The organism is Streptomyces sp. NPDC005728 (assembly GCF_040630895.1).
In the GTDB taxonomy this organism is placed as follows: domain Bacteria; phylum Actinomycetota; class Actinomycetes; order Streptomycetales; family Streptomycetaceae; genus Streptomyces.
Genome location: NZ_JBEXYL010000079.1, coordinates 1 through 22,008, shown reverse-complemented (window position 1 = coordinate 22,008; position 22,008 = coordinate 1). Strand labels below are relative to the sequence as shown.

Below are 22,008 nucleotides of genomic sequence, written 5' to 3'. Positions count from 1 at the left end.
GTCACACACACCTCAAGGGACACTCCTGCCCCAACAGCCCCAGAATGTCCCTGGGTAGCGGTCCGACACGACTGCCGCGACAAGCTCTGTGAGACCGTGCTTGAGATCTCGGGCGGTGAACCGAGCTCCCACCGGAGCGGAGCCGGGGCAGCGGACCATGCACCCGGGGGGCGCGTCCGGTCAAGTCACGGATTGTCGGGACTGGGGCCAGGCCGGGGGCGGGATGACGATCCAGGCATGTCGAAACACTCCCGAGGACCAGGCGTCCAGGAAATGGACGACCGCGAGATCGTGGCCGCCATCCGGGCCGCCGACCCTCAGGGGCTGGCCGCCGCGTATGACACGTATGCCGGTCGCCTGTACGGCTATTGCAGGTCGGTGCTGCACAGCCCCGATGCTGCCGATGACGCGCTGCAGGACACCTTCGTGCTGGCCAATGAGCGGATCGGACAGCTGCGGGATCCTGGGCGGCTTCGGCCTTGGCTGTATGCGATCGCCCGGCACGAGTGTCTGCACCAGCTGCGCGGCGAGCGCCGGACCACCGGGATCGAAGCGGCGGAGGAAGTAAGCGACGAGAGCGTCGATCTCGATGCGCAGCTGCGCACCCAGGAGCTGCGGTCACTGGTGCGGGACGCCTTCGCGGGGCTGAATACCCGGGACCGTGAGGTACTGGAGCTGGCGACGCGCCAGGGTCTGGAAGGCGGAGACCTGGCAGCGGTGCTGGGGCTGTCCCTCAACCACACCCATGCGCTGCTGTCCCGGGCCCGGGGCCAGCTGGAGAAATCGGTGGCCGCGCTGATCGTGGCCCGCAACGGGCGGCAGGACTGCGCCGAGCTGGCCGAGATGCTTGAAGGCTGGGACGGCACGATGACCGTCCTCCTGCGCAAGCGGATCAGCCGGCACATCGGCCAGTGCGAGGTTTGCGGCGAGCGCAAGGACCGGGACGTCCGTGCCTCCGCGCTGCTGAGCCTGCTGCCGTTCCCGGTGCTGCCCTCGACGCTGCGCAACCGGACGTTCCAGACGGTGCTGGAGCCGACCGGGGCAGGACACCGGATGGAGGTGGCTCGGCGGGCCACCCAATTCGACCAGAACGGTTTCCCGATGCTGCCCGGTGCGGGGACGCGTTGGCTGACTCCCATCCCCGCCAAGGTCGCGGCGGCCGGTCTGATGGGGGCTGCAGTGTTGATCGGTGGCCCGCTGCTGTGGGCGACCGAGGGGGCGGAGGCACCTGGACGCCCTGTCCCGGGGATCACGAGCGTCCCGCCGAGGGACCCCGTGCCCACGCCACCTGGGCGGGGTGAGGGTCCCAGTTCGCCGGGGGCCGGGGATGCGCCGTCACAGAAGGATGGTCCTAGCCCACCGGGGGCGGGCGAGCCCGTGCCGACCCCGCCCGAGGAGGGTGAGGGTTCCGACTCTTCGGGTGTGGGGGATGGGCCGTCGCCGAGTGAGGGTTCCGACTCGCCGGGGGCGGGCGACCCCGTGCCGACCCCGTCCGAGAAGGGTGAGGGTTCCGACTCTTCGGGTGTGGGGGATGGGCCGTCGCCGAGTGAGGGTTCCGACTCGCCGGGGGCGGGCGACCCCGCGCCGACCCCGTCCAAGGAGGGTGATGGGCCCGACTCTTCGGGTGTGGGGGATGGGCCGTCGCCGAGTGAGGGTTCCGACTCGCCGGGGGCGGGCGACCCCGCGCCGACCCCGTCCGAGAAGGGTGATGGGCCCGTCTCTCCGGGTGTGGGGGATGAGCCGTCGTCGGGTGGTGGTCCGAGTTCGCCGGAGGTGGTGGATCCGCCGTCATCGGGCGGCGACCCCAACCCGCCACCGGCAGAAAATCCGCCAGCCGACCAGGACGAGAACCCAGAATCACCGCCGGGGGGCGACTCGTCTGACCCGGTCATCGAGTGAGTCGTGAAAGCGGGGCTGATCGACGCAACATCGATCGGGTGTGCTGCGGGCTGACGTTGGGGTCTACAGGTCGAGGGCCAGGGCAAGGCGTACGAGTTCGGCCTGGGTGCTGAGGTCGTATTTGGCTTTGATGCGGCGAACGTAGACGTCGACGGTGTGGACGGAGATGCCGATGCGCCGGGCTGTTCCGGCGTAGGTGTGGCCCTGGGCGATGTGCTGCAGGACCTGTTGTTCCCGGGGGGACAGGGCCGGGTGCGGCGGCTTCCCCGCGGCCGTCGAAGAAGGTCGTCCTGGAACGGTGGGCTGAGTGGAGTGCAGCATGGTGTTCCTCGCGGATCTTGGGTCGTCGCCGGGGTCAGTGACGGGAGCCGGTGGCGGTGACGCGGAGGGCGACGCGGACCTGGCGGCCCCAGGGGCAGTGGTGAGTCCTGGTCCACAGGGCGAGGAACTCGATGATTCCGGTGCCTCGGCCGTGCTCGTCGGATGCGAGTTGGGCATGCGGATGGGGATGGTCGACGGTGGCTCCCCAGTCGGTGAGGGAGATGACCAGCACGTTGTGGTCGAGTGCCAGGATCAGGGTCGTGTCGGCGTGGCCGTGCTGGACGGCGTTGGCGGCCAGTTCGTCGACGATGAGGACGGCGGAGTCCCGATCGTCCTGGTTGATGCCCCAGTGGTGGAGCAGGTCGTCGGTGAAGTGGCGGAAGGTGGCGACGTGGACTTCCTGGGACGAGAGGGTGAGGGTGCCCGTCTGGTCGGTGGTGGCAGGCGCCGAGGGGAGGCGGGGGGCTTCGGTGTCCGGCCGGTCGGTGAGCAGCATGGCGGCCGCCTTTCGGAAGAGTTCGGACCGGGCGGGCTGGGAAGGGGGCCGCGCCGGTCTCCGACACCTGCATGAGGTGCGGGCCGCGCCGGGACCAACACTTTTCGGAAAGAAACGTCGAAGATTTTTCCCGCGGTGGGCCACTGCCCCCGCCTACGCCGTCAGCGCACTGAGACATCACTGGTCAGCGGCTGGAGGAGCCGGTCCTCGGGGGGACCACACCCGAGGGGAGAGGGCGGTCGAGGTGGGGCGCGGGGCGCGGACTCCCCTTCGTTGCCACCTGCGGCTCTGCCCCGCCCGGCGGTGGGGCGCCGGGCGGCGGCCGGACCGATCCCTTGGTTCTCAGAAGCCGCTCTGATCAGCTGTGATGCCCTGTGTGTGACCTCATCGCCGCGTTCTGTCGCGGGGTGCGGTCGGCATCCGAGCCGGTCCAGGAACCGGCCGGCTCCCGGCAGAGCGGCGAGGCGATCATCAGGGTGCGGCGGGTGCCGTCCACCGTGCTGCGACCGTCCAGGATGAGGACCTGGTTCGCGCGCATGGTCGAGCTGATCCGGCGGGCGATGATGATCGGGGTTCCGTCGCGCTCGCGGAATGCCTCCTGTGCCTGTGCCTGTGCGATCGGGTCGAGCTGGGAGGCGCCCTCATCGAGGATGACCACTCGAGCAGCTGAGAGGCGGACCCGGGCCGGGGCGATGAGCTGCTGCTCAGCGCCGGACAGGACGGCGCCGCCGGCACCCTTCCTCGCCTCGTACCCGCTCGGCCGCTTGACCAGGGAGCGCAGCCCGGCCGCCTTGGCGGCCTGGTCCAGGTCCACCTCGGTGCCGCCAGGGTCCGGTAGTGCAGGTGGTCGCCGAGGGTGCCGGTGAAGATGTACGTCTTTTGGGGGACGGCGGCGAGGCGGTGCAGGCGCTGCTCGTCGGCCTCGCCGAGCGATGCGCCTTTGAGCGCCTGACCTCTGCGCGCTGAGGGCGGGCGAGGCCGGTGAGCCGGTGGGCAAGGGTCGGCTTGCCGATTCCGCTCGGCACCGCGATCGCCGGATGCTCCCCTTCATCGGTGGGTGAGGGTCAGGTCGCGAACCACGGGCTCGGAGTGGGGACCGTACGCGGAGGCCGGCTGCCGTGTCTGGAGGGCGAGGTCAGAGGGCCGCGGGCCGGCGGAGGGCCGTGGGCAGGGGACGCCTGCCTCACGGGCGATCAGGTCGGGGATCACCTCGGCTGCAGTCCGAGCCCGGTGACCGTGCCGGGCAGCGCGCTCCGCGTCGGCTGGGGACTCGGCACCGGGTACGTGACGGCTCCAAGGAGCAGCCCCGTCCTCACCTGCTCGGTCTGCAGGAGTCACGGGACCGCCACGCGCACGGTGAGTATCGGGTCCCCCTCACCTGCTGCCGGTCGGTGGTCCGATCGGCAGCGGGGATCACGCCGCCCTTGTTGCCGTGCCGGATCGTCTGTTCTACCGCGCACGCGCACCTGCAAGCCGGCGGCACGGCGCCCTGCCGGGGCAGGGCAAGGCGCGGTCAGGGCCTGAGGAGGATCCGTTCAGGTGATCGCCGGTGTGTTCTCGCGTTCCGCGCCCCTGGCGGCGCCGATACTACGAAATGATCAACGTAGGCGGAGTGGGGCGCCCTCGCCCAGGCTGCTCAACTCCACTGCCAGGAAAGGGGCCTTCAGTGGCCGTACCCTCGTCGTTCGACCAGCGCTCGAACGGTTACAGCCTCCAGTGGGCCTACTGGCTGGCGCGAGCATGCGATCTCGCCTACAAGAGCCGGGAGGTGATCGAGGAACAGGCCCGTGCTTGGGGGTTCGACCAGGTTCGACACCACGAGACGCGGTTCACTCCCCCCTTCCCGCTTCAGGACACCCAGGCCTACACCCTGGCCGGCGACCACGTGATCATCACGGCGTTCCGCGGCACGGAACCGGCGCAGATCAAAGACTGGCTCTCGGACGCCACCACTCCTCCCTGCCCGGGCCCGGGAGGCACCGGCTGGGTGCACCACGGCTTCGCCGAGGCACTGGACTCGATCTACCCGGAGGTCAAAGACACACTGGCCGAGCTGCGCACCGACGGCCAGAAGGTGTATTTCACCGGGCACAGCCTCGGAGGCGCCCTGGCCATGCTGGCCGGCGCCCGGATGTATCTGGAAGAGCCGCGGCTGGCCGCCGACGGCGTCTACACCTACGGCCAGCCCCGCACCTGCGACCAGGAGTTGGCCAAGGTGTACAACAAGGGCTTCGCCGACCGCATGTACCGGTTCGTCAACAACAACGACATCGTGCCCCAGTTGCCGCCCGAGCCTCCCTTCACCCATGTCCATGCCCTGCGCTACATCGACTCGGCGGGACGGCTCCATGACTCCATGCCCCTGCTCGGCGGCCTTGCCGACCGGGCCAGAGGCATGACTGCCGACCCCCTCGCCCCCGCCGGCGACGGGATCCGCGACCACTTCATGAGCAACTACATCAAGGTCTTGGAGAAGAACCTCTCCTGACCGTCGAGGACCACAGCCACCGGCCCGTGTTGCGGCTGTCCCGGCTAAAACCAGGCGACTTGACCAGGCCCGGGCCGCCTCGCCGCCACCGCCTCGCCGGCCTTCTGTGCCGTCCACGCCGCGATGGCGAGAAGCCTCCCGGCGCGGCGACCCGGAAGAGGCCGCTGTCCTTGGGCGGAAGGCGGAAAGGGCAGCGCACCGTGCAACCGGCTGCTGTTCCTGGCGCGGGTGGCTGCCCGTCCGGACGCTCCGCGACGGACAACCGATGCGGGCGGCACGACCAAGATCCCGGGCAGCGTCACCGTTTCGGGGGCATGACCCGACTGCCCTGCCCCGGGGGTAATTGAGACACCGGTTCACACAGGAAAAGTAATCCGGCGGCACCGACTGGAAAAGAAACCCGGCGGTGTGATTGCGGGACCTTTGTGTCCCGCCCAGGAATTCCCCCGGGCGTGGGCGGGGGAATTCGTTAAATCGTTCACCATTTCTCATCAAGGAGAATTCTCATGGCTCACACCTCCAAGACCCGGCGCCTTGTGATGATCGCCGTCTGCGCCGTCCTGGCCGCGGGAGGCGCCTCGCTGTCCACCACCGCCTTCGCCGCCGAGCACGCGGCGCCGCACATGGCCGCCGTCGACGGCGGCAGCGGCAACGGCAACACCGGCAACAACAACGGCTCCCGCAACGGCAACGACAACAAGGGCAACAACAACGGCCGTGACAACGGCAACAAGAACAAGGGCAACGACAACGGCAGTGACAACGGCAACAAGAACACCGGCAACGACAACGGCTCCCGCAACGGCAACGAGAACGAAGGCAACAAGAACGGCAGCTACAACGGCAACAAGAACAAGGGCAACAAGAACGGCAGCTACAACGGCAACAAGAACAAGGGCAACGACAACGGCTCCCGCAACGGCAACGAGAACGAAGGCGACGACAACGGTTCCCGCAACGGCAACAACAACAAGGGCGACGGCAACGGCAGCGACAACGGCAACAAGAACAAGGGCAACGGCAACGGCAGCGACAACGGCAATGGCAACCACTAGAGCGTGCCTCTTTGACGGGCCAGTCCGTTGACCGGATGCGTCTGTCCGGTTCGTGATCAGCGATGCGATGGGGGACCGGATCGGGCCGTTGATGCCGGCCGATCCGGTCCGCGGACGACGGTGGGCCGACCATCGACGGACGCTGATAAAGGGCGGCGAGTCCAGCTCCACCTGCCCTGCCGCACCGGGCGCCGTAGCTGCAGACGGACACCCATCTGATCAACTACGGCTGGCCGACCTCGCAGCGGCCGAGCAGCACGCTGGCCTTCATCCTGAACTGGTACTCGCCATTCAACCTGGCCACGCTGACACCGCACTCGCACGGCGTACGCAGGGTTGGGCAGATCCAGGTCGACCCCAACCATCGACCTGACCTTCGGCGCGCTGCGACTCCCGAACGTCCTTCACTATGTCGATGCGATGGGCCGGCCGCAGCACACGACGTCTGGAACCGCCGTCACCGACTCGATGTGGCTGAACGCGTCGGCTGGCGAGTTCGCCCGGTTGCCGATGAACGAGGACGTCCGGCTCAACAGCGCCGGCCTGCCGGACTTCCAGGTGCCGTGGGCCGCGAAGGACGGCGGCAACGGGTTCGGCGTGATGGTCTCGTCCAGCCTGGCCGACCCGGACACGCTGGGCGTGCACACCTCGACAAGACCAAGACCGTGCCCCGCCGGCCGAAGACGACCACGAAGCCCTGACCGCTACCTTGCGGCTGGTGTCCCACGGCTCGCGAGGGAAAGCAGGCAGGTGAACTTCTGGTCCAGGGCTCGGTTGCACCGCCACAAGATCTCATCCGGAACTGCGTCGTCCTGACCGTCAGCGACGGTGAGGTGGGGCACGATCTCGGTGAACTGGCCGCCGTGGAGGGCGAGTCTGGCGAGCTTCTTGGACTGCTTCGGGCTGTCCCCGCGCTGTCCAGCTGTGGGTGAGGCCGGGCAGCGCAGGGAAGGAGGGGCTGACGGCGAAGTGCATCTTGGTGGCCGGGCCGCCGCGTGAGCGGCCGATCGCGTAGCCGGTCGGCTCGCTCGCCAGCCCGTGCGGACTCGCCCGGCCCGGGCCGCGCTCTCCCTGTTCAGGGTTCTGCCGGGGTGCTGGTGGGCCTGGCATCCGTCGAGCCGAGGACCTCTTACCGGATATGCCCAGCCGAGCCTGCGCCGTGGCCTTCACCCTCTTCGGGGTGCGGGCCCAGGCAGGGTCGACGGGGCGCCCTTGGGATCAGGCGATGCCTGGCCGGCGCTGGGCGTCGCGGCGGCCGACCAGGAACCAGAGCAGACTCCCAAGGAAGGGGGCCATGAGGGCGAAAACGACCCAGACCAGCTTCATCCCTCCGGTGAGGTCAGACCTGACGATGCTGAGCAGAGCGCCGAAGTACAACGTGAGAGCGCCGACGGCCACGGCAGCTCCTGCGCAGGCGATCGCGATATCGCCCGTAGGGGCAAGGGCCATCTGGTGTGTGAGCTGTGCCTGCATCGTTCATTCCTCTTGCTGGTGGGGGGATTCTCGGAGCACCCGGGTCGGGCAGCGTCGGTTGACGGCAGTCCGGCTGTTCCGGGATGCCGACTGCGTCATGGGTGAGCCCCATTCATGACGGGCGCCGTGCGGACCGCAGCAGATAGACGCCGGTGGCGGCCGGGAGTGCCAGGACGGCCAGGAGGACCGGGATGAATGCTCCGAGGCCGAAGTTCAGCGTGCCCGCGGGGATCACCCACTGCGCCACCACGAACAGCGGCGGCACGAGGGCGGCCGCCGTCCCGATCGCCTTGTCCCGGTCGCGCCACTGCGGCGCGGTCCACAGCCACCAGATCGCGCCGATCAGGGCGGGGCCGCCCAGCAGGGGTGCGAAGACCGTCAGGAGGCCGGTCGCCGCCAGCAGTCCCAGCAGGGCAAGGGTGCGTCCTCGGCTCACTTGCGGAGCAGGGAGCTCGTCGCCGAGTGCGGTTGCCGCGATGGTGCGTGGGTCGCCGAGGCGTGTGAGCACGGTGCGGATCTCGTCGTCGCCGGATGCGGACTCTTCTGCGACTGCCACGGCGATGTGCTCCTCCAGGTCGGCCAGCAGCTCGCCTCGGCGTTCCGGGCTGAGTCCGGCCGCTTCACGCGCCACGGTGGCCAGGTAACTCTTCACCAGCGGGTGCTCGGTGATCGTCACGGTGGTCTCCTGTCAGTCGGTGATGAAGTGGTCGACCGCGTCACGGAAGCGCGGCCAGATGGCGGTGAACTCCTTCAGTGCCGCCTGCCCCGACGGCGTCAGCTCGTAGTAGCGCCGTGGGGGCCCGCTGGGGGACTCCTGCCAGTGGGTCTCCACCAGTCCGTCACGGCGCAGCCGCGACAGCAAGGGGTAGATGGTCCCTTGGCTCGTGACCATGACGTTCACCGCGCCGAGGGTTTCGAGCAGTTCCACGCCGTAGCGCGGGCCCTCCCGCAGGATCGCAAGCACGCAGTACTCCAGCACCCCCTTGCGGAGCTGGCTCTCCGCCTTGCCCGCGACAGGCTTACCTGCGATGTCAGGTTCCATGCATTGCACAGTACCTGGCTATCTCTACAAGTCCAAAAGTGACGTTGGTGCACCCGGCAAACGGTCCCCGGCGCTCAAGTCCCGCCGCCTGGGACGCCCACGGGGACGACGCCGGCCCTCCCGTCACCGCCCGTGTGCACCTGGCCGAACCCGTGGGAGAACGTGGCCACGGGAGGGCGTTGCGGCCACTGATTCGGTGAAGTCCCGAACTCCGGCAGGAAGAAGGACGCACCTGTGCGTCCTCCGTATGAACGGGCAGGACGTCCTGGCCGGCGGTTCCGGAACCACCGTGCGCCTCTGGACCCCTGGAACCGGAGAGGCCGTACGGACGGCGACCGTTCCTACCGGCGGAATCGCTGCGATGACCACGGTGCGGCTCGGCGGAGCCGACCTGCTGGCGATCGTGGACAACGACCGTACCGTGCGGATCCGGGAGCCCCGGACGATGAGCTGCCTGCTGACGATCCCTAACTACCGCGCCATTCGCACGGCCTCGCAGGTCGGCGGTCTGCTCATGCTGGGCATGGACGCCGGAGTGATGAGTCTGCGGCTCACCCTGGAAGAGGGCATCTGATCTATGTAGTTGGTGTTCTGGGATGCTTTTGTGACTGGCGGCAGTGGTGGTCGTTGCACGAGGCGTGAGTGATCGTCGTCCGTACCGCAGTGACCTGTCCGACGCCCGCTGGGCATTGATGAGGACCTTGCCGAAGGGGGCCTGGGCGGCCCGAAGCGAAGCGATCTACTCGAGGAAAGCGGGACTGCCCCAGTCGAGCAGGGTCGGATCGCGGAAGTCGTCCAAGGCCTCGGCGATCTGGGCGCCGAGGCCGCGGTCGCCGAACCGGCGCGCGAGGTTGGGCCAGGTGTCTTGGAATGCCCGCAACGCCTCCTCAAAGGCCTCGGCGAAGCCGGATCCGTCGGCCAGCTCGCACGCTAGCAGGGCTCCGAAGACCACGGCAGCTCCCCCGGGGACCGGCCACAGATGCCCGATGACAGCCTGCCGGGGACCGGCGACCGAACGAGCCAGGCCATGGTCGTCGTAGGGTCCCTGGGCATTAGCCGCAGCGCTGTCGCAGGTGTTGAGAACGAGCAGGCGTCGCTGTGCCGTGGACGGCAGGGGAGCGGCAGCCAGTTCCTGCAGTGGCACCTGCTCGGTGGAGGTGAGCAGGATCGAGGAATCATCGGGATCCATCAGCGGGTGCCGTCCGTGCGCGGCCACCCACAGCACGTCGTAGTCGTCGCGCTCGTACGAGGCCAGGAAGTTGGTGCGGGTCACCTCGTCGCCGTTCACGATGTCGCACCGGATGCCCGCGTAGGAGAAGACTGTCTTCAGTACTTCGGCCTCTGCCTGGGCGAAGGGAGCGTCACCGCACCACAGCTGGACCGCGGCGACAGGGCGGTCCGGCAGTGGTTGGCGCAGACTGACGGCAAGTGGCAGCACAGGGCCGTGCCGGCGTGCCAGCAGCGACTGGACGGGTGTCAGAGAGGGCAAGGTCGACACGAACGCCTCAGCCTTCTCGCTGCTCGCGTATTCGGCCAGATCGGCCACGTCGAGGTACGCGAGCAGTGCTTCCTCCAGCTCGGCAACGTACTCGAAGGACTTGCGGCCGGTAGCCGGCGTCGTCAGCGCCGCATCACTGAGACCGTGTGTGACCAGGCTCTTGCCCAGGGCTGCGTTCATCCCTGCGGTCAGCCGCACCAGTGCGGTGTCGCCCTCGGATTCGGGGGCCGTCTGCGGCCGGTACCAGGCGCGGCTGCCTCCGGCGGCGAGCAGGACGCACCGACCGCTTCGTCGTTCGCCTGGCTCGACGCCGTACCAGACCGACAGCCACTGCATCAGCTGCTCAACGTTGCCGGCCTGCAGCAGCGTGTGCACCAGTGGCCCGGACATGGACCACACCCTGCCCCGGTCCCGCGACCGCTGGGCTGCATCCTCCTCCTGCTCGACGAGGGCGACCACCGTCTCCAGCTGCGACAGGACCGTGGGAAAGAACGCAGCCAGCTCGGGAGCGCTCATCCGCACCGCCGTGATCGTTCTCAAGGCCAGCACCGTGTATGGGTTCAACGTGAGGTGGCCGAGAGCCCAATGAGCGATCCAGTCTGGCTGCCGATGGGTGATCGGGGGCTGTTCACCAGCCAGCAGGACAGCGATGGCACCCGCCATGGGGTGGTCGGGACGCGTGTACAGCAGCTTCTCCAGCACGTGCCCCAGCTCACAGGCATCGCTGCGCTGCTCCTGGCGAACCAGGTACTTCACCAGCTGCACGGCCGCCTCCACCACGGGCACGCTGCCCCTGGCGATCTGGGCACGGCACAGGACGAGGACGGGCGGGCACAGCTGCCGGGCCAGGTCCTCGGCCGACTGAGCGGTGGTGTTCAGATGGAACAGGATCGGGGCCAGCGTGATCAGGGCGGACTGTGCCAGGGCAGTCCATGTGTCGTTTCGGAGCGTGCGGTCCAACGGCGCCAGATCGAAATCGGCGGTGCCGGCCTCCCGCGTAACGGGATCGCCGAATGCACTGTGCAGCCACCGCCACATCTCCAGCGGCTGTGCGTACTCAAACCCGCGCCGCGCCGGAGACCAGCACATCAGCATGGCCAGCACGACACAAGCCGGCTCGGGCACGGCAGGGTCGGCTGCCTGCAGCCGCTGGATATCGTTCAACACCCCGAGAGTGAACTGCTCCAGCAGACGAGGGGATTCCGCCAGCCGGCCCTGCTGCTCGCGCAGTATCAGCGCCACGGCCAGGACCGTGGGCGGATCGCTGAGGTCCCCGGCCACTTCTGTCCCAGCCGGCACATGCACGGCGACCGAAGGAAACAGCTCGTGAAGACGCATCAGCCCCCCGTGCGGTCCCTTTTGCCGATGGCTACCCGTCGGCACCCTTATAGCCGGGCACATTACGCCGCCACCTTCTCACCCTGCCCCATCCATCTCGCACCGGGGTTCTGGTCCACTTCTTGTGGTGCGGCCACGAGCGTGACTGTTGGTCGTCGTCTGATGGCGGTTGAGGTCGCCCGAAGTTCGTCCCGTCCGTACGCCGGGATCTCGGTCAGCAGGCTGCGTGGTATCCGGGTCCCGTCCGGGCCCGGTGGCTCTCCTGCTTCTCGGCAGTCCGGTCGGTTGGTTCGATGCCGCGCTCACGCACAAGGTCGTCCTGCCGAAGGTCATGCCACGCCGCCCTGCGCGAAGCTTCCAGGGCCGAGTCGAGCCGGTGTACGTGACCGAAGCCGCGAACCCCAGGGGAGCAAGTGCTCCCCGGCGGGCCGCCGAACCAGAGCGTGGAGCAGACACGAGGAGCACGGGAGCCTCCGGAGATTTTTCTGGTGCCGTGTAAAGGATCCGGCGGCCGTACGCCTCTCAGCATGTGTACGGCCGCTGCTTCACCGTGAGGCGCTGGGCCGCAGACTGGAGGAGGTCCGTTGGAATCGACGGGTGTTGGGGTCGTGGTGTTCCTGGTGCTGCTCTTCGCGCCGGCACTGCAGGGCGTGCTGAAGAGCATCGCGTTCCGCCTCCGCGCGGCGGGCAAGGCCGAGATGATTCGTGCGGAGGGGACGTCGGACGTGCGGGCGTGCAAGGGGCGCCGGTCGGGGAAGCGGGGGCGGCGTGGCTGATCAGGGCAGGCCGCGGTCGCGGCACGCCGAGGCGTTGGCGATGTTGGTGGAGGAGCGGTACGGCAAGCTGGTCCGCCGCGCCAGGAGCCGGCTGCGCACCCGCGGGGTGCCGCAGTCGTCGGCGGATCCCGAGGACGTCGTGCAGAACGTCCTCAAGTCCGTGCTGGCAGTCACCGAGCCGATCGGCAACATGCGCGCGTACGTCCACACGTGCATGGACCACGAGATCAAACGGGCGGCAGGGCGCCACGCCGAGGGCAGGGGCTACGCCTCGCTCGACGCGGACGTGCGGCCGGAGGACCAACCGGTGGTCCACCCCATCGCCGAGACCGAGCTGCGGCACGTAGTCGGCGAGGCACTGAGCGATCTGTCGCTGCAGCAGCGCAGGGTGATGCTGCTGACCCGGGAGCTGGGAATGACCCAGGCCGAGGCGGCCCAGGTGCTGGGGTCCTCGCCGGGCACGGTGGGCGTCCACGGGCACCGCGCGATCCGCGCGCTGCGCATGACACTCGTCGGCCTGGGCGCCGCCCTCGTCGCCTGGACCACCTGGTTCATGACGGTCGGCAGGCGGGAGATCATCCCGGCCGCAGGCCTCCAGTCGCCAGCCGGCGCGGTGACGCTGGGCCTCGCTGGCACGGTCGGCGTCCTGCTCACCGTGTTGGTGGGGCTGGCGATGTGGGCAACGGGAGACTTCCGCCCGCGGTGGGCAGAGGTACTGAAAGCGCTACGCAAGGCCGTTGAGCCCGCACAGGCGGGCCGCGACAACATCAGTCCCTCCGGTTCCTCCGCCGGATCAATGTCGCCGGACCACCAGGCCTCCGGCTCGCCGTCCTTCGACGGGATCAGCTACGAGCCGCAGGCATGACTGCGATGTGCCGGTTTGGTGTCGGTGGTTGGGTGTCAGTGATGGTATGTCAGGCCGGGGTGTTTCCCCTGTTCGGGCGTTCATGAAGGGCAGCGTCACTGCCGTGGGACGGTGCGTGGTGCCGTTTCGGCTGTCATGGGGCGGTACACCCCGCCCCGTGCCTCTGTCTCGGGAACGGCACTTCTGATCCTTCGGTGGCTGCGCGGCGGCACGGTGGTCGGTGTCGGTTTTGCGCGTCCGGAAGGGTGTGGGGTGGGGGAGTCGGGCGCGTGGGGTGAGGTGGCGGCGGGGGTGAGGGTGTCCAGGCCGGTGCTGGTTGCGCGGTTGCTGGAGCTCGATGCGGCCGGAGCGTTGACGACTGCGCATGTGCGTGCGGGCGCCCAGGTCGGCGGGGTGGATGTGCGCACGGTGTGGCGCTGGCTGGAGGCGGCGCGTACGGAGGGCCGCATGGAGGGCAGGCCGCGGGCCCGGCTGGAGTTGTCCGACCATGCGTGGCAGGCGCTGGCGCAGGCGGGCGGGAACGTGGCGGCGCTGCACCGGCATCTTTTGGAGGCCGGGGATGAGGTGCCCTCGCTGGCCTCGTTACACCGGGTGGTGCGCCGAGACCTTCAGGCCGGCAGGGTCCTGCCGGATCGCGCGGTGGTGCGGCGGGAGCGGGAGGAGCAGCAAACGCGGCAGGCACTGGCTGACCTCGCCCTGGCCGGACCGCGGGAGGGCAACGCGGCGAAGACGTCTGCGCCACCGCGTCTGGGACCAGAGGCGACCAGCGGCTTGCCGGCGGGGGAGAGCGGCGCGGTGGCGGGTGTGGCGTTGCCGGCGGGAGCGCAGCTGGTGCGGACGTCGTCGGTGCGGGCGGTGGCCGAGGCGGTCGGTCAGGCGATGGCGGTTCAGGGCGCGGTGTGTGTGTTCGGCGACCCGGGACGGGGCAAGACCGCGGCCGTGCGGATGGCGCTTGGCGAAGTGCCTCCGGGCTGGAAGGTGACCTGGGTGCCGATACCGGTGCGTCCGTCGGTGGCCGGCATGAGGCGGGCGGTGTTCGACGCTCTGGCGCTGCCGGGCCGCTTCCCGCACACGTCGGCGCTGGCCGACGCCGCGGTCGCGGGGGCTCTTGGGGAGGCGCGGGTGCTGGTGGTCGATGAGGCGCAGCGCCTGCCCGTGCCCTGCCTGGAGTACCTGCAGAGCCTGTGGGACCACCCCGGCACGCGGATCACGCTGGTGCTGTGCGGGGCGGGCAGCGAGCGGGCGCTGGCCCGGCTTCCGCAGCTGGCATCGCGGGTGGTCGCGTGGCAGGAGGTTCCGCGCCTGACTGGAGCGGAAGTGGCGACCGTGGCGACCGGCTTCCATCCGCTGTGGCGTACCGTCCCGGCCCCGGATCTGACGTGGATCGACCAGTCGTGCGCGCACGGCACGTTCCGCACGTGGGCCGCTTTGACTGCGCACCTGCAGAACGCGCTGCTCACCACTGCTGACGCATCCGTCGACCGAGCCCTTCTGCGGCGGCTGTTCCAGCGGGTTGCGCCGCCACTGTGAACGGAGCGCTCCTGCAACGGTCGGGGTGCTCGCATGTCTCACGGCCCCGGCGAACACACGACGTCCCACCGCGCGAGGGGAGCTGGCATGGAGGACGAAGGCGCCGTCCGCGCAGGCGGCGGACTGCCTGCGGCGTCGAGGACGGCACTGCGCGGTCCCACAGTGCGGCGGCTGCTCGCCCTGCGGGCGGGGAAGGAGCTGACGGCCGGTCATGTCCGCGTGGCTGCAGACGCGCTGGGGGTTTCGGAGCGCACAGTATGGCGATGGCTGGCCGCCGCTGAGAACGATGAGGCCGCAGCCGCCGACCCTGGCGCACGGTCCCAGGCCGATACGAGGTTCACGATCACGTCTGAAGTCCGTGGGCTGTTGGCGCTGTGGAAGGGGAACGTGCGGGCGGTCCATCGCGAGCTGGTCCTCCGTGCCGCTCGGCAGTCTCCGCCTGCCGACGCACCGTCGTTGACGACGCTGCACCGTGCGATCCGCCGTGATCTGACGCCGGGGGAGCGGGCGGGGCTCGCGGGTGGGGAGCGGGCGGCGCGCAAGCACGATGTGTTCCTGGCCCGGCCGCGCGGCTGGCGCAACTACGTGTGGGAGACCGACCACGTCCAGGCCCCGGTGCTGGTCGACGTCGATGGCAGGGCCTGCAGGCCGTGGATTACGTGGTTCACCGACTGCGCGACGAACGCGATCACGGGGGTGGCCGTCACGCCGGGGGGTCCGTCGCGGGAGTCGGTGCTGGCCGCGTTGCGTTCCGCAGTCCTGCGCGAGGAGCCGTACGGTCCGTTCGGTGGTCTGCCGGAGAAGGTGCGTGTCGACCGCGGCAAGGACTTCCTCTCTAGGACGGTGACTGCTGCGTTCGATCTTCTGGACGTGATGGTGGAGGATCTGCCCGCCTACACCCCTCACCTCAAGGGCACCGTGGAGGGGTTGAATCGGGCGGTGGAGGACATGTTCCTGGCCGCGTTGCCCGGCTATGCCCGCCAGCCGCGCCCCGGCAAACGCGTGTCTCGCCCGAAGGACGAAGTGCTGCTCGGCTTCGAGGACTTCACCGCCCGGCTGCTGGCCTGGACTTCGTGGTGGAACACCGAGCACCGCCCCGCGCCGTTGCGGGGCAGGACTCCGCTTGAGGCGTGGCAGGACGATCCCACGCCGCTGCGGGACGTGCCTGCGGCAGATCTGTGGACGTTCACCCTGGAGGACGCCGGCACCCGCACGCTGACCACCCGCGGCATCCGCTTCAAAAAGCGCGACTATGTGGGTCCGTGGATGACCGGCCAGGCCGGGATCCAGGTCCGGGTCCGCTTCATGCCCCACCACGATCACCGGATCGAGGTCTACCACGCCGCCACCGGCCGCTACCTGGGTCCCGCAGACCTCGCCGACCAGGCCACCGACGAACAGATCAGCGCCGTACGAAGAGCGCGGGCCGCCCGCACCCGCCGCCTGAAGAAGGACCTGGAGGCCTCACAGCGCGAGCGCTACGCCGCCGTGAACCAGCCCGAGGCCCCCCAGCGGCTCGGCGCGCTGACCACCGCGCAGGCCGAGGCCGAACTCGTCCAGACTGCCGACACCGACCTCGCGCAGCTCGCGATGCCGGACCTCATCCCGCCCGCCGCGCCCCCGGCCGACTGGCGCACCCCTGCTTCCCTGGCCGCGCTGACCACGCCCGTCCCGCCCGTCCCGCACCCGTCCGGCTGTGATGGCGCTTTCGCCCCGGACGGGCGCGACGGGCGGGCCGCACCTCCCACCACCGACGAAGACGGAGACGCCTCGTGACCGCGGCCAGCTACCAGTACGTCGACCTGCCCGATGCGTCCGTGGTCACCACCCGCGCCCTGCTCACCGCCCGGGAGAACATCTCCGACACGGTCGCCGCGCGGGCCATGATGTGCATCCACGGCGGCGCCGGCTTCGGCAAGACGCTCGCCGTCAACATCTGTCTGCGGGGACTCGAACCGCACGAGGACGTCCGCAAGATCACCTTCCGGGCCCGGCCCACCGCCCGCGCGGTGCGCTACGAACTGTTCACCGCGCTCGACCTGGCCGGTGAACCACCGCGTCACCCCAGTGAATTCGACCGCCTGCTGAAGACCGCCCTGGCCGAACGCCCCCGCACCTTCCTCGTGGACGAGGCCCAGTGGCTCAACGGGGAGGCGTGTGGGTTGCGGGGGTAGCTGTAAGGCGGGGGTTGCTTTTCTTCGGGTGTCTCGTTGGTGGCTTCGGTGGCAGGCGCAGAAATCAGGTGCTGCCTTAATCGAGGGGTCATGGGCGGGATGGTGGTGGAGGGTGGGGGAGAGGCCTCTTCTGAGGCTGGTCGAGGGCGGGCTTGCTGGCCCGGTTCCCGGTACCGGTCGGGTGCTGGATGTGTGGGCTTTCCAGGCTGGGTGCGTGAGCGCGTTCGCGTCGACGTGGGTGGTACGCGGGTTCTCCCCGACGACGGTCCGTTGCTACGCGTCGTTGCTGGAACGGGTGTTGAACCATTTTGAACGGCCGGTATGGCAGATCGAGCCTGCGGACGTGGACGCGATGCTCCGGGATCTGCTGTGTGCGGGCCGGGCTGCGGGGACCAGGCGTCAGTACCTGCAGATGCTGCGTATGTTCCACGGTTTCGTGAAGGACCGCTACGCCACCGGGATCCGTGCTTTGTACGGCGTTCCCGTGGGTGATCCGCTGGATCGGTTTAACCGGCTGCGGCACGTCTACGACGACAGGTCTCCTTTTCGGCTGCCGCCCGCGGCCGAGCGCCTCACGGAGTTCTTCGCTTTCGCCCGTGCCCGCCTGGCCGTCACCGCCGACTACCCGGCCGCGGCACGAGACTACGCGCTGCTGCGCACGCTGTATCACTGCGCGCCTCGGGTGAGTGAAGCGGTCCGTCTCGACCAGTGCGACGTTCACCCGGAGCTCGGTCCGTCCGGCAAGCTCCACGTACGGTTCGGCAAGGCGGCCAATGCCTCGGGACCGCGCCCGAGGTGGGCACCTATGCTCGACGGCTTGGACCGCATCCTTGCCTGGTACCAGAGCGACGTGCGCCCCCTCTTCCCGGACACCGCCCCGCTGTTCTGCGACGCAGACGGCCACCCGCTGAAGGCGCACACCGTACGTGATCGCCTGGCCCGCCTCCTGGACCTGGAAGGCGTCCCGCAGGATGACCGGTTCACCCCGCACGACCTGCGCCGTGCCTGCGCGACCCACCACTATGAACAGGGCATGGACTTGCTCACCGTCCAGCAGCTTCTGGGACACCGGCACATCGCCGCGACCATGGCCTACGTCCAACCCTCCCTCAGCTTCGTCGAGGACGCCTGGCGCCGCGCCACTCTCACGGCCATCACCGGCCTGGCCGGCTGACCCACGGGCAGGAGTACCGATGACCACACCCGAGCTGCACGCCATCGCCCCTGCCGCCCCGCCAGCCCAGGTGGAGTGGAAGCTACGGATGGCCGCGGCGCAGCGCGGCATCTGGACAGGCACCGAGCTGCGCCGTCTGCTCGCCGAGCGGGCTGGTCTCGAGCTGTCCGCGGCGTCGGTGTCCGCGCTGTTCACCAAGCAGCCCTCTCAGGTGAAGCTGTTCACGCTGGCCGCGCTGTGCGCGGCCCTCGACTGCACTCCGGGCGACCTCTTGACCCTGAGCGAGCCCGTCGTGTCTTCGGCTCCGCCGCCACGCACTGCCCCTGACCCGGCCCCACCGCCCCCGCAGCAGTCCGTATCGCGTCACCGATCCCTACCACCGCTGTGACCGCGCCCCACCCCGCAACTAACCCGCCCGCGACCGCCGGTGCCGTATCCCGGACCGGCAAGGACAGCTGCCCGGTCTGCCACCGACTGCGCTGGCTGCGCCCCGACACCGGCCGCTGCGCCTGGTGCTCGCGTACCTGCGCCACCTGCGGCGCCCCTCGCCGATCAACGGAACAGCAGTGCGCGGCGTGCCACCGCCGCACCGCCGGACAACCCGGACGAGGGAAGTGTCGGCACTGCGGACGCCGACGCGTCCTGGACGCGGCGACCCAGCGCTGCCGACCCTGCAGCACCCCCACCACTGAGCCCCCGGCACGCTGTGCGCGGTGCGGTACCAGCGGCCAGTGGGCCAAAGAGCTGTGCAAGCGCTGCTACGAGCACTCACCGCGCACCGTCTTGACCCGTGCGGCCGGCTGGGCAGAGCGCATGCCCACCCCGCCCTCCTGGTGGAGCGACCTCGCCGCTCACCTGGCGGAGCACCGCCACCCGATCTACGCGGCCGACGTCGTCGCTACCACCGCGCACCTGATCCTCACGGCAACAACCTCCGAGCCCCGCACCCTGCTTGCCCACGCCCGAAACGACACCCCCGAACTTGTCGGAGCACTCACCGACTTCTTCCGAACCCATGGCCACCTCGACCCGCCGCCGGGCCTCGCCGACCAACGGGCAGCAGCCCGCCGCGCACGCCGTATCGAGGCCACCCCCGCCCCGCTGCGCCCCCAGGTCACCGGATTCGCCGACTTCCTGCTGCAGCAGCGTGAGCAGGCCCAGCAGCTGGGACTACGGCCGAACCAGCTGAAGACCATCGAGATCCGCCTGGACGCCGTCCGTGACCTGGCCATCGGTCTTCACGCCGAGGGCCATGTGAGCTGGGCGGGCGTCACCACCGCACACCTGGAATCCTTCCTGGCCCTCAACCCCGCCCGCCGCGCCTCCCGCCTCGCGGGACTGCGTCAGTTCTTCGCCTACGCCCACCGCGCCAAGGCAGTCCTCCACAACCCCACTGACCCGGTAACTGCGATACAGCAGAGGGGATTTCACGGCCCCACCCTCACGCTGGCCCAGCAGCGAACCCTGTACCGACGGTGGGCGACCAGCCGGGACAACCACCCGCACGAGGCCTTCATCGGACTCGCCGCCCTGCTCCACGCAGCGACCATCACCGAGCTGCGCCTGCTCACCGACAACGGCATCAACCCCCACCACCGGAGCGTGCAGTTCCCCGGCAGATCAGCAGCCCTCCCACTGGACAAGGCGACCTGGACAGCACTCGAACGCTGCCGAGAACACCGACGCGGGCTCGGCTCGGACAACCCTCACCTGCTCGTCACGCGGCTCACCCGGACGCACCACGGCCCCGCCGGCGCCGCTCACATCCGCGACAGCCTCGCCCCCCTCGGCCTGCTGCCACGCATCCTGCGCTCCACCCGCCTGCTCACCCTCGCAGACGAACTCGACATCAAGGTACTCACCGCCTCGCTGGGCATGTCGTACGCAGGAGTCGCCCACTACCGGCCCGGAACAACACCGCCAGCCAGCTTGACCTGACAGACCACTGTCCTGGGAAACAGCAGGACGTGCGCCGTAGCACCGCCGCACGGCGCTGTGTGCACTCACGCCTCGCCCCCGACGGCCTCGCAGTTCTTCGGCTGCCCAGCCCGAGCCGAGTCCCGCCAACTGCCCGAGCTGGTGGTCGTCGAGCCCATCTGTCGAACGGTGCGGAGGCGCCCTCTCAGCCGTACCTCGATGCAATCGATCACCGCGACGTAGCCCGGATCGACGGCATGCCGGCCGTGCGTGTCGGCCAGGGGCACGCCAAGCGACGTGCGGCATTCCCGCGATGCGCATCGACCGTCCCGCCCATCTGTAGGCACTGCTGGTCGGGGCCTACGCGGTGCCTACAGACATCTGGGACCGGACACGTCCGCTTTTCGCAACCCAGGCCCGAGGACTTCCTTCCGGCGGCCACCGTGCAATCCAACCGACGTTTACGGGATCCGTACGCGTTTGGTACGCGAAAGGTGCGCTTCACGCTAGGGTGCGGGGCAGGAGGTGCTGCATGTCCGAGCTGTTCGACGCGGTCGATGCGCTCATTGCGTCCCGCTCTCCGTTGCCGCCGCCGGCGGAACGCAGGCGGCTGCGCCAGGCGCACGGCCTGACGCTGGACGAGGTGGCCGCCGCACTGCAGGTGCGGCGGGCGACGGTCAGCGGTTGGGAGGCCGGCAAGACCGAGCCGCGGCCGCCGGAGCGTGACGCATACGCCCGCATGCTCAAGCAACTTGCCCAGCTCTACCCCGCCAACTCTCTGGTGCCTGCTGAGGACACGGCGGTCCCCGAGACGCCTGCCGTTCCGGCCGCTCCCGCGCCATCGGTAGCTGAACCGGCCCAAGCCCGCACCGTACCCACAGGCCCGACGGCGGAGCCTGCTTCCGGGAACACTGCACGCGGCCCCGCCGCTCCGCGTCCGGCGGCCACGACCAGGCCGACGTTGCGTCGCCCGGCCCGTCCGGCCCGCCCGGGCGTGAAGAAGGCCGCCCCCGCAGGCACTCCGGCGGGCGGCGCCGATCCGCGGTTTGCGAACGGTCCGCTCGCGGTCGTCGATGTCGACGCAGATGGTCAGGTGCTGGCGTACTGCGTCGACGGTCTGGTCCTTGACGTGCCGGCGAAGTCGATCCCGGCGCTGGTGGACTGGACGCTGAAGGAGGCGAGGCTGGGGCAGCCGAAGTTGTCCGGGCCGGGCAAGGACGCCGACCCGCTGATCGTGCTGACCGAGGCCGCGTGCGAGCACTACGGCCTGCCCGTCACGCTCACACAGCAGGAGCGCCTGGCCGGCCGGATCCCGGAGGGCCACAAGGTCATCAAGCAGCTGACGCGCGCCAACTGGCAACTGACCAAGCGCGGGTTCGGGCCGTGGGCGCGGATCTACCGCCCCGCGCAGGGCTCGGAACGGGCGTGCGTGCAGCTGTGCATCCCGTCCTGGGACGCGCTCGACACCCGGCACTGGGCCGACGCCGCACAGCTGCCGCCGGCCGAACTCGCCCAGTTGCTCGGGACGTACGCGTCCCGGGTGATGACGCCGCGCGGCTCCACGGCTGTCACCGGTCTGGAGCTGATGACCGCTCTGTATCCGCCGACCCGCGCCTCCGCGCCCGACGCCGACGGCAAGCGGCACTCCGAGCACAACCCCGGCAGCCTGGGCAAGGACCCGGTGGACTGCGCGCCGTGCGAGGCCCCGGACGGGCACCCGCTCCTGGCGGACCTGCCGCGCTTCCATGTCCGCGGCCCCGGCGAGAAGCTGTTCGAGGAGGCGTACGACTGGGCGCGGCCGATGACGGATGCCGAGTGCACCCTGCGGCACCTGGTTGGCATCGACGTGAACATGGCCTTCGCCGCCGGCGCCAACGGCCTGGTCGTCGGTCTCGGCGAGCCGACGCACGTCAAGGCGCCGGTGTTCGATGCGAAGCTGCCCGGCTCGTGGCTGGTGGACCT

22 protein-coding genes are annotated in these 22,008 nt (G+C 69.7%); 14 read left to right on the top strand and 8 right to left on the bottom strand.

Going from position 1 to position 22,008, the window contains the following annotated elements:
• Positions 1 to 237 precede the first annotated feature (237 nt).
• Positions 238 to 1,899: a sigma-70 family RNA polymerase sigma factor gene (locus tag ABZ471_RS36205; RefSeq protein ID WP_359072592.1), complete on the top strand. Its 1,662-nt coding sequence runs from the start codon at positions 238 to 240 to the stop codon at positions 1,897 to 1,899.
• 63 nt (positions 1,900 to 1,962) lie between these two features.
• On the opposite strand, the gene ABZ471_RS36200 is transcribed toward ABZ471_RS36205, so the two are convergent.
• The 3 genes from ABZ471_RS36200 to ABZ471_RS36190 form a co-directional block, all read right to left on the bottom strand.
• Positions 1,963 to 2,220: a helix-turn-helix transcriptional regulator gene (locus ABZ471_RS36200; protein WP_359072590.1), complete on the bottom strand. Its 258-nt coding sequence runs from the start codon at positions 2,218 to 2,220 to the stop codon at positions 1,963 to 1,965.
• A 34-nt stretch (positions 2,221 to 2,254) separates the two neighbouring features.
• A complete protein-coding gene (locus ABZ471_RS36195) occupies positions 2,255 to 2,716 on the bottom strand; it encodes an ATP-binding protein (RefSeq protein WP_359072588.1) in 462 nt (153 codons plus the stop codon).
• 358 nt (positions 2,717 to 3,074) lie between these two features.
• Entirely contained in the window at positions 3,075 to 3,530 is a 456-nt protein-coding gene (locus ABZ471_RS36190) for a hypothetical protein (protein ID WP_359072586.1), read from the bottom strand.
• A 23-nt stretch (positions 3,531 to 3,553) separates the two neighbouring features.
• On the opposite strand from ABZ471_RS36190, the gene ABZ471_RS36185 reads away from it, so the two are divergent.
• The 3 genes from ABZ471_RS36185 to ABZ471_RS36175 all read left to right on the top strand — a co-directional run bounded on the left by ABZ471_RS36185 (position 3,554) and on the right by ABZ471_RS36175 (position 6,259).
• Positions 3,554 to 3,682: a hypothetical protein gene (locus ABZ471_RS36185; RefSeq protein WP_359072585.1), complete on the top strand. Its 129-nt coding sequence runs from the start codon at positions 3,554 to 3,556 to the stop codon at positions 3,680 to 3,682.
• Between the two features lie 700 nt (positions 3,683 to 4,382).
• Positions 4,383 to 5,204 (top strand): lipase family protein, encoded by an 822-nt coding sequence (locus tag ABZ471_RS36180; protein ID WP_359072583.1) that lies wholly within the window; start codon positions 4,383 to 4,385, stop codon positions 5,202 to 5,204.
• 506 nt (positions 5,205 to 5,710) lie between these two features.
• On the top strand, positions 5,711 to 6,259 hold the full coding sequence (locus ABZ471_RS36175; protein WP_359072582.1) for a hypothetical protein: 549 nt from the start codon (positions 5,711 to 5,713) through the stop codon (positions 6,257 to 6,259).
• 407 nt (positions 6,260 to 6,666) lie between these two features.
• Here the strand turns inward: ABZ471_RS36175 and ABZ471_RS36170 are convergent, their stop codons facing one another.
• The 4 genes from ABZ471_RS36170 to ABZ471_RS36155 all read right to left on the bottom strand — a co-directional run bounded on the left by ABZ471_RS36170 (position 6,667) and on the right by ABZ471_RS36155 (position 8,774).
• Positions 6,667 to 6,891: a hypothetical protein gene (locus tag ABZ471_RS36170; RefSeq protein ID WP_359072580.1), complete on the bottom strand. Its 225-nt coding sequence runs from the start codon at positions 6,889 to 6,891 to the stop codon at positions 6,667 to 6,669.
• A 586-nt stretch (positions 6,892 to 7,477) separates the two neighbouring features.
• Positions 7,478 to 7,732, bottom strand: a complete 255-nt coding sequence (locus tag ABZ471_RS36165; RefSeq protein WP_359072579.1) for a PLD nuclease N-terminal domain-containing protein — start codon at positions 7,730 to 7,732, stop codon at positions 7,478 to 7,480.
• A gap of 112 nt (positions 7,733 to 7,844) precedes the next feature.
• On the bottom strand, positions 7,845 to 8,408 hold the full coding sequence (locus tag ABZ471_RS36160) for a hypothetical protein (RefSeq protein ID WP_359072577.1): 564 nt from the start codon (positions 8,406 to 8,408) through the stop codon (positions 7,845 to 7,847).
• Between the two features lie 12 nt (positions 8,409 to 8,420).
• Complete coding sequence (locus ABZ471_RS36155; RefSeq protein WP_359072576.1) at positions 8,421 to 8,774, bottom strand: PadR family transcriptional regulator; 354 nt, start codon at positions 8,772 to 8,774, stop codon at positions 8,421 to 8,423.
• Positions 8,775 to 9,135: 361 nt separating this feature from the next.
• On the opposite strand from ABZ471_RS36155, the gene ABZ471_RS36150 reads away from it, so the two are divergent.
• Positions 9,136 to 9,348 (top strand): hypothetical protein, encoded by a 213-nt coding sequence (locus ABZ471_RS36150; protein ID WP_359072574.1) that lies wholly within the window; start codon positions 9,136 to 9,138, stop codon positions 9,346 to 9,348.
• A 165-nt stretch (positions 9,349 to 9,513) separates the two neighbouring features.
• On the opposite strand, the gene ABZ471_RS36145 is transcribed toward ABZ471_RS36150, so the two are convergent.
• On the bottom strand, positions 9,514 to 11,514 hold the full coding sequence (locus ABZ471_RS36145; protein WP_359072572.1) for a CHAT domain-containing protein: 2,001 nt from the start codon (positions 11,512 to 11,514) through the stop codon (positions 9,514 to 9,516).
• A gap of 680 nt (positions 11,515 to 12,194) precedes the next feature.
• Here ABZ471_RS36145 and ABZ471_RS36140 point away from each other — a divergent pair.
• From ABZ471_RS36140 to ABZ471_RS36100, 9 genes are all read left to right on the top strand, one after another.
• Positions 12,195 to 12,386: a hypothetical protein gene (locus tag ABZ471_RS36140; protein ID WP_359072570.1), complete on the top strand. Its 192-nt coding sequence runs from the start codon at positions 12,195 to 12,197 to the stop codon at positions 12,384 to 12,386.
• The gene (locus ABZ471_RS36135; RefSeq protein WP_359072568.1) at positions 12,379 to 13,251 is read left to right on the top strand and encodes a sigma-70 family RNA polymerase sigma factor; all 873 of its coding nucleotides are present in this window, start codon (positions 12,379 to 12,381) and stop codon (positions 13,249 to 13,251) included. The genes ABZ471_RS36140 and ABZ471_RS36135 overlap by 8 nt, the downstream gene beginning before the upstream one ends.
• 309 nt (positions 13,252 to 13,560) lie before the next feature.
• Positions 13,561 to 14,781 carry an ATP-binding protein gene (locus ABZ471_RS36130; protein WP_359072566.1) on the top strand — a complete coding sequence of 407 codons (1,221 nt, stop codon included), beginning with the start codon at positions 13,561 to 13,563 and terminating at the stop codon, positions 14,779 to 14,781.
• Between the two features lie 162 nt (positions 14,782 to 14,943).
• Positions 14,944 to 16,557: a Mu transposase C-terminal domain-containing protein gene (locus ABZ471_RS36125; protein WP_359072609.1), complete on the top strand. Its 1,614-nt coding sequence runs from the start codon at positions 14,944 to 14,946 to the stop codon at positions 16,555 to 16,557.
• Positions 16,554 to 16,955 (top strand): ATP-binding protein, encoded by a 402-nt coding sequence (locus ABZ471_RS36120; RefSeq protein ID WP_359072564.1) that lies wholly within the window; start codon positions 16,554 to 16,556, stop codon positions 16,953 to 16,955. Before ABZ471_RS36125 ends, ABZ471_RS36120 begins: the two co-directional genes overlap by 4 nt.
• Positions 16,956 to 17,169: 214 nt before the next feature.
• On the top strand, positions 17,170 to 18,129 hold the full coding sequence (locus ABZ471_RS36115) for a tyrosine-type recombinase/integrase (protein WP_359072563.1): 960 nt from the start codon (positions 17,170 to 17,172) through the stop codon (positions 18,127 to 18,129).
• A 19-nt stretch (positions 18,130 to 18,148) separates the two neighbouring features.
• Positions 18,149 to 18,517 (top strand): helix-turn-helix transcriptional regulator, encoded by a 369-nt coding sequence (locus ABZ471_RS36110; protein WP_359072561.1) that lies wholly within the window; start codon positions 18,149 to 18,151, stop codon positions 18,515 to 18,517.
• A gap of 425 nt (positions 18,518 to 18,942) precedes the next feature.
• Entirely contained in the window at positions 18,943 to 20,067 is a 1,125-nt protein-coding gene (locus tag ABZ471_RS36105; RefSeq protein WP_359072560.1) for a hypothetical protein, read from the top strand.
• A gap of 511 nt (positions 20,068 to 20,578) precedes the next feature.
• Positions 20,579 to 22,008 (top strand): helix-turn-helix transcriptional regulator (locus ABZ471_RS36100; RefSeq protein WP_359072559.1); only part of this gene is annotated, 1,430 nt, incomplete at its 3' end.

What these genes read in the sequence shown, in the direction of transcription:
- ABZ471_RS36205 (WP_359072592.1), top strand. Translation starts at nt 238, where the DNA reads ATGTCGAAACACTCCCGAGGACCAGGCGTCCAGGAAATGGACGACCGC.
- ABZ471_RS36200 (WP_359072590.1), bottom strand. Translation starts at nt 2,220, where the DNA reads ATGCTGCACTCCACTCAGCCCACCGTTCCAGGACGACCTTCTTCGACG.
- ABZ471_RS36195 (WP_359072588.1), bottom strand. Translation starts at nt 2,716, where the DNA reads ATGCTGCTCACCGACCGGCCGGACACCGAAGCCCCCCGCCTCCCCTCG.
- ABZ471_RS36175 (WP_359072582.1), top strand. Translation starts at nt 5,711, where the DNA reads ATGGCTCACACCTCCAAGACCCGGCGCCTTGTGATGATCGCCGTCTGC.
- ABZ471_RS36165 (WP_359072579.1), bottom strand. Translation starts at nt 7,732, where the DNA reads ATGCAGGCACAGCTCACACACCAGATGGCCCTTGCCCCTACGGGCGAT.
- ABZ471_RS36155 (WP_359072576.1), bottom strand. Translation starts at nt 8,774, where the DNA reads ATGGAACCTGACATCGCAGGTAAGCCTGTCGCGGGCAAGGCGGAGAGC.
- ABZ471_RS36150 (WP_359072574.1), top strand. Translation starts at nt 9,136, where the DNA reads ATGACCACGGTGCGGCTCGGCGGAGCCGACCTGCTGGCGATCGTGGAC.
- ABZ471_RS36110 (WP_359072561.1), top strand. Translation starts at nt 18,149, where the DNA reads ATGACCACACCCGAGCTGCACGCCATCGCCCCTGCCGCCCCGCCAGCC.
- ABZ471_RS36105 (WP_359072560.1), top strand. Translation starts at nt 18,943, where the DNA reads ATGCCCACCCCGCCCTCCTGGTGGAGCGACCTCGCCGCTCACCTGGCG.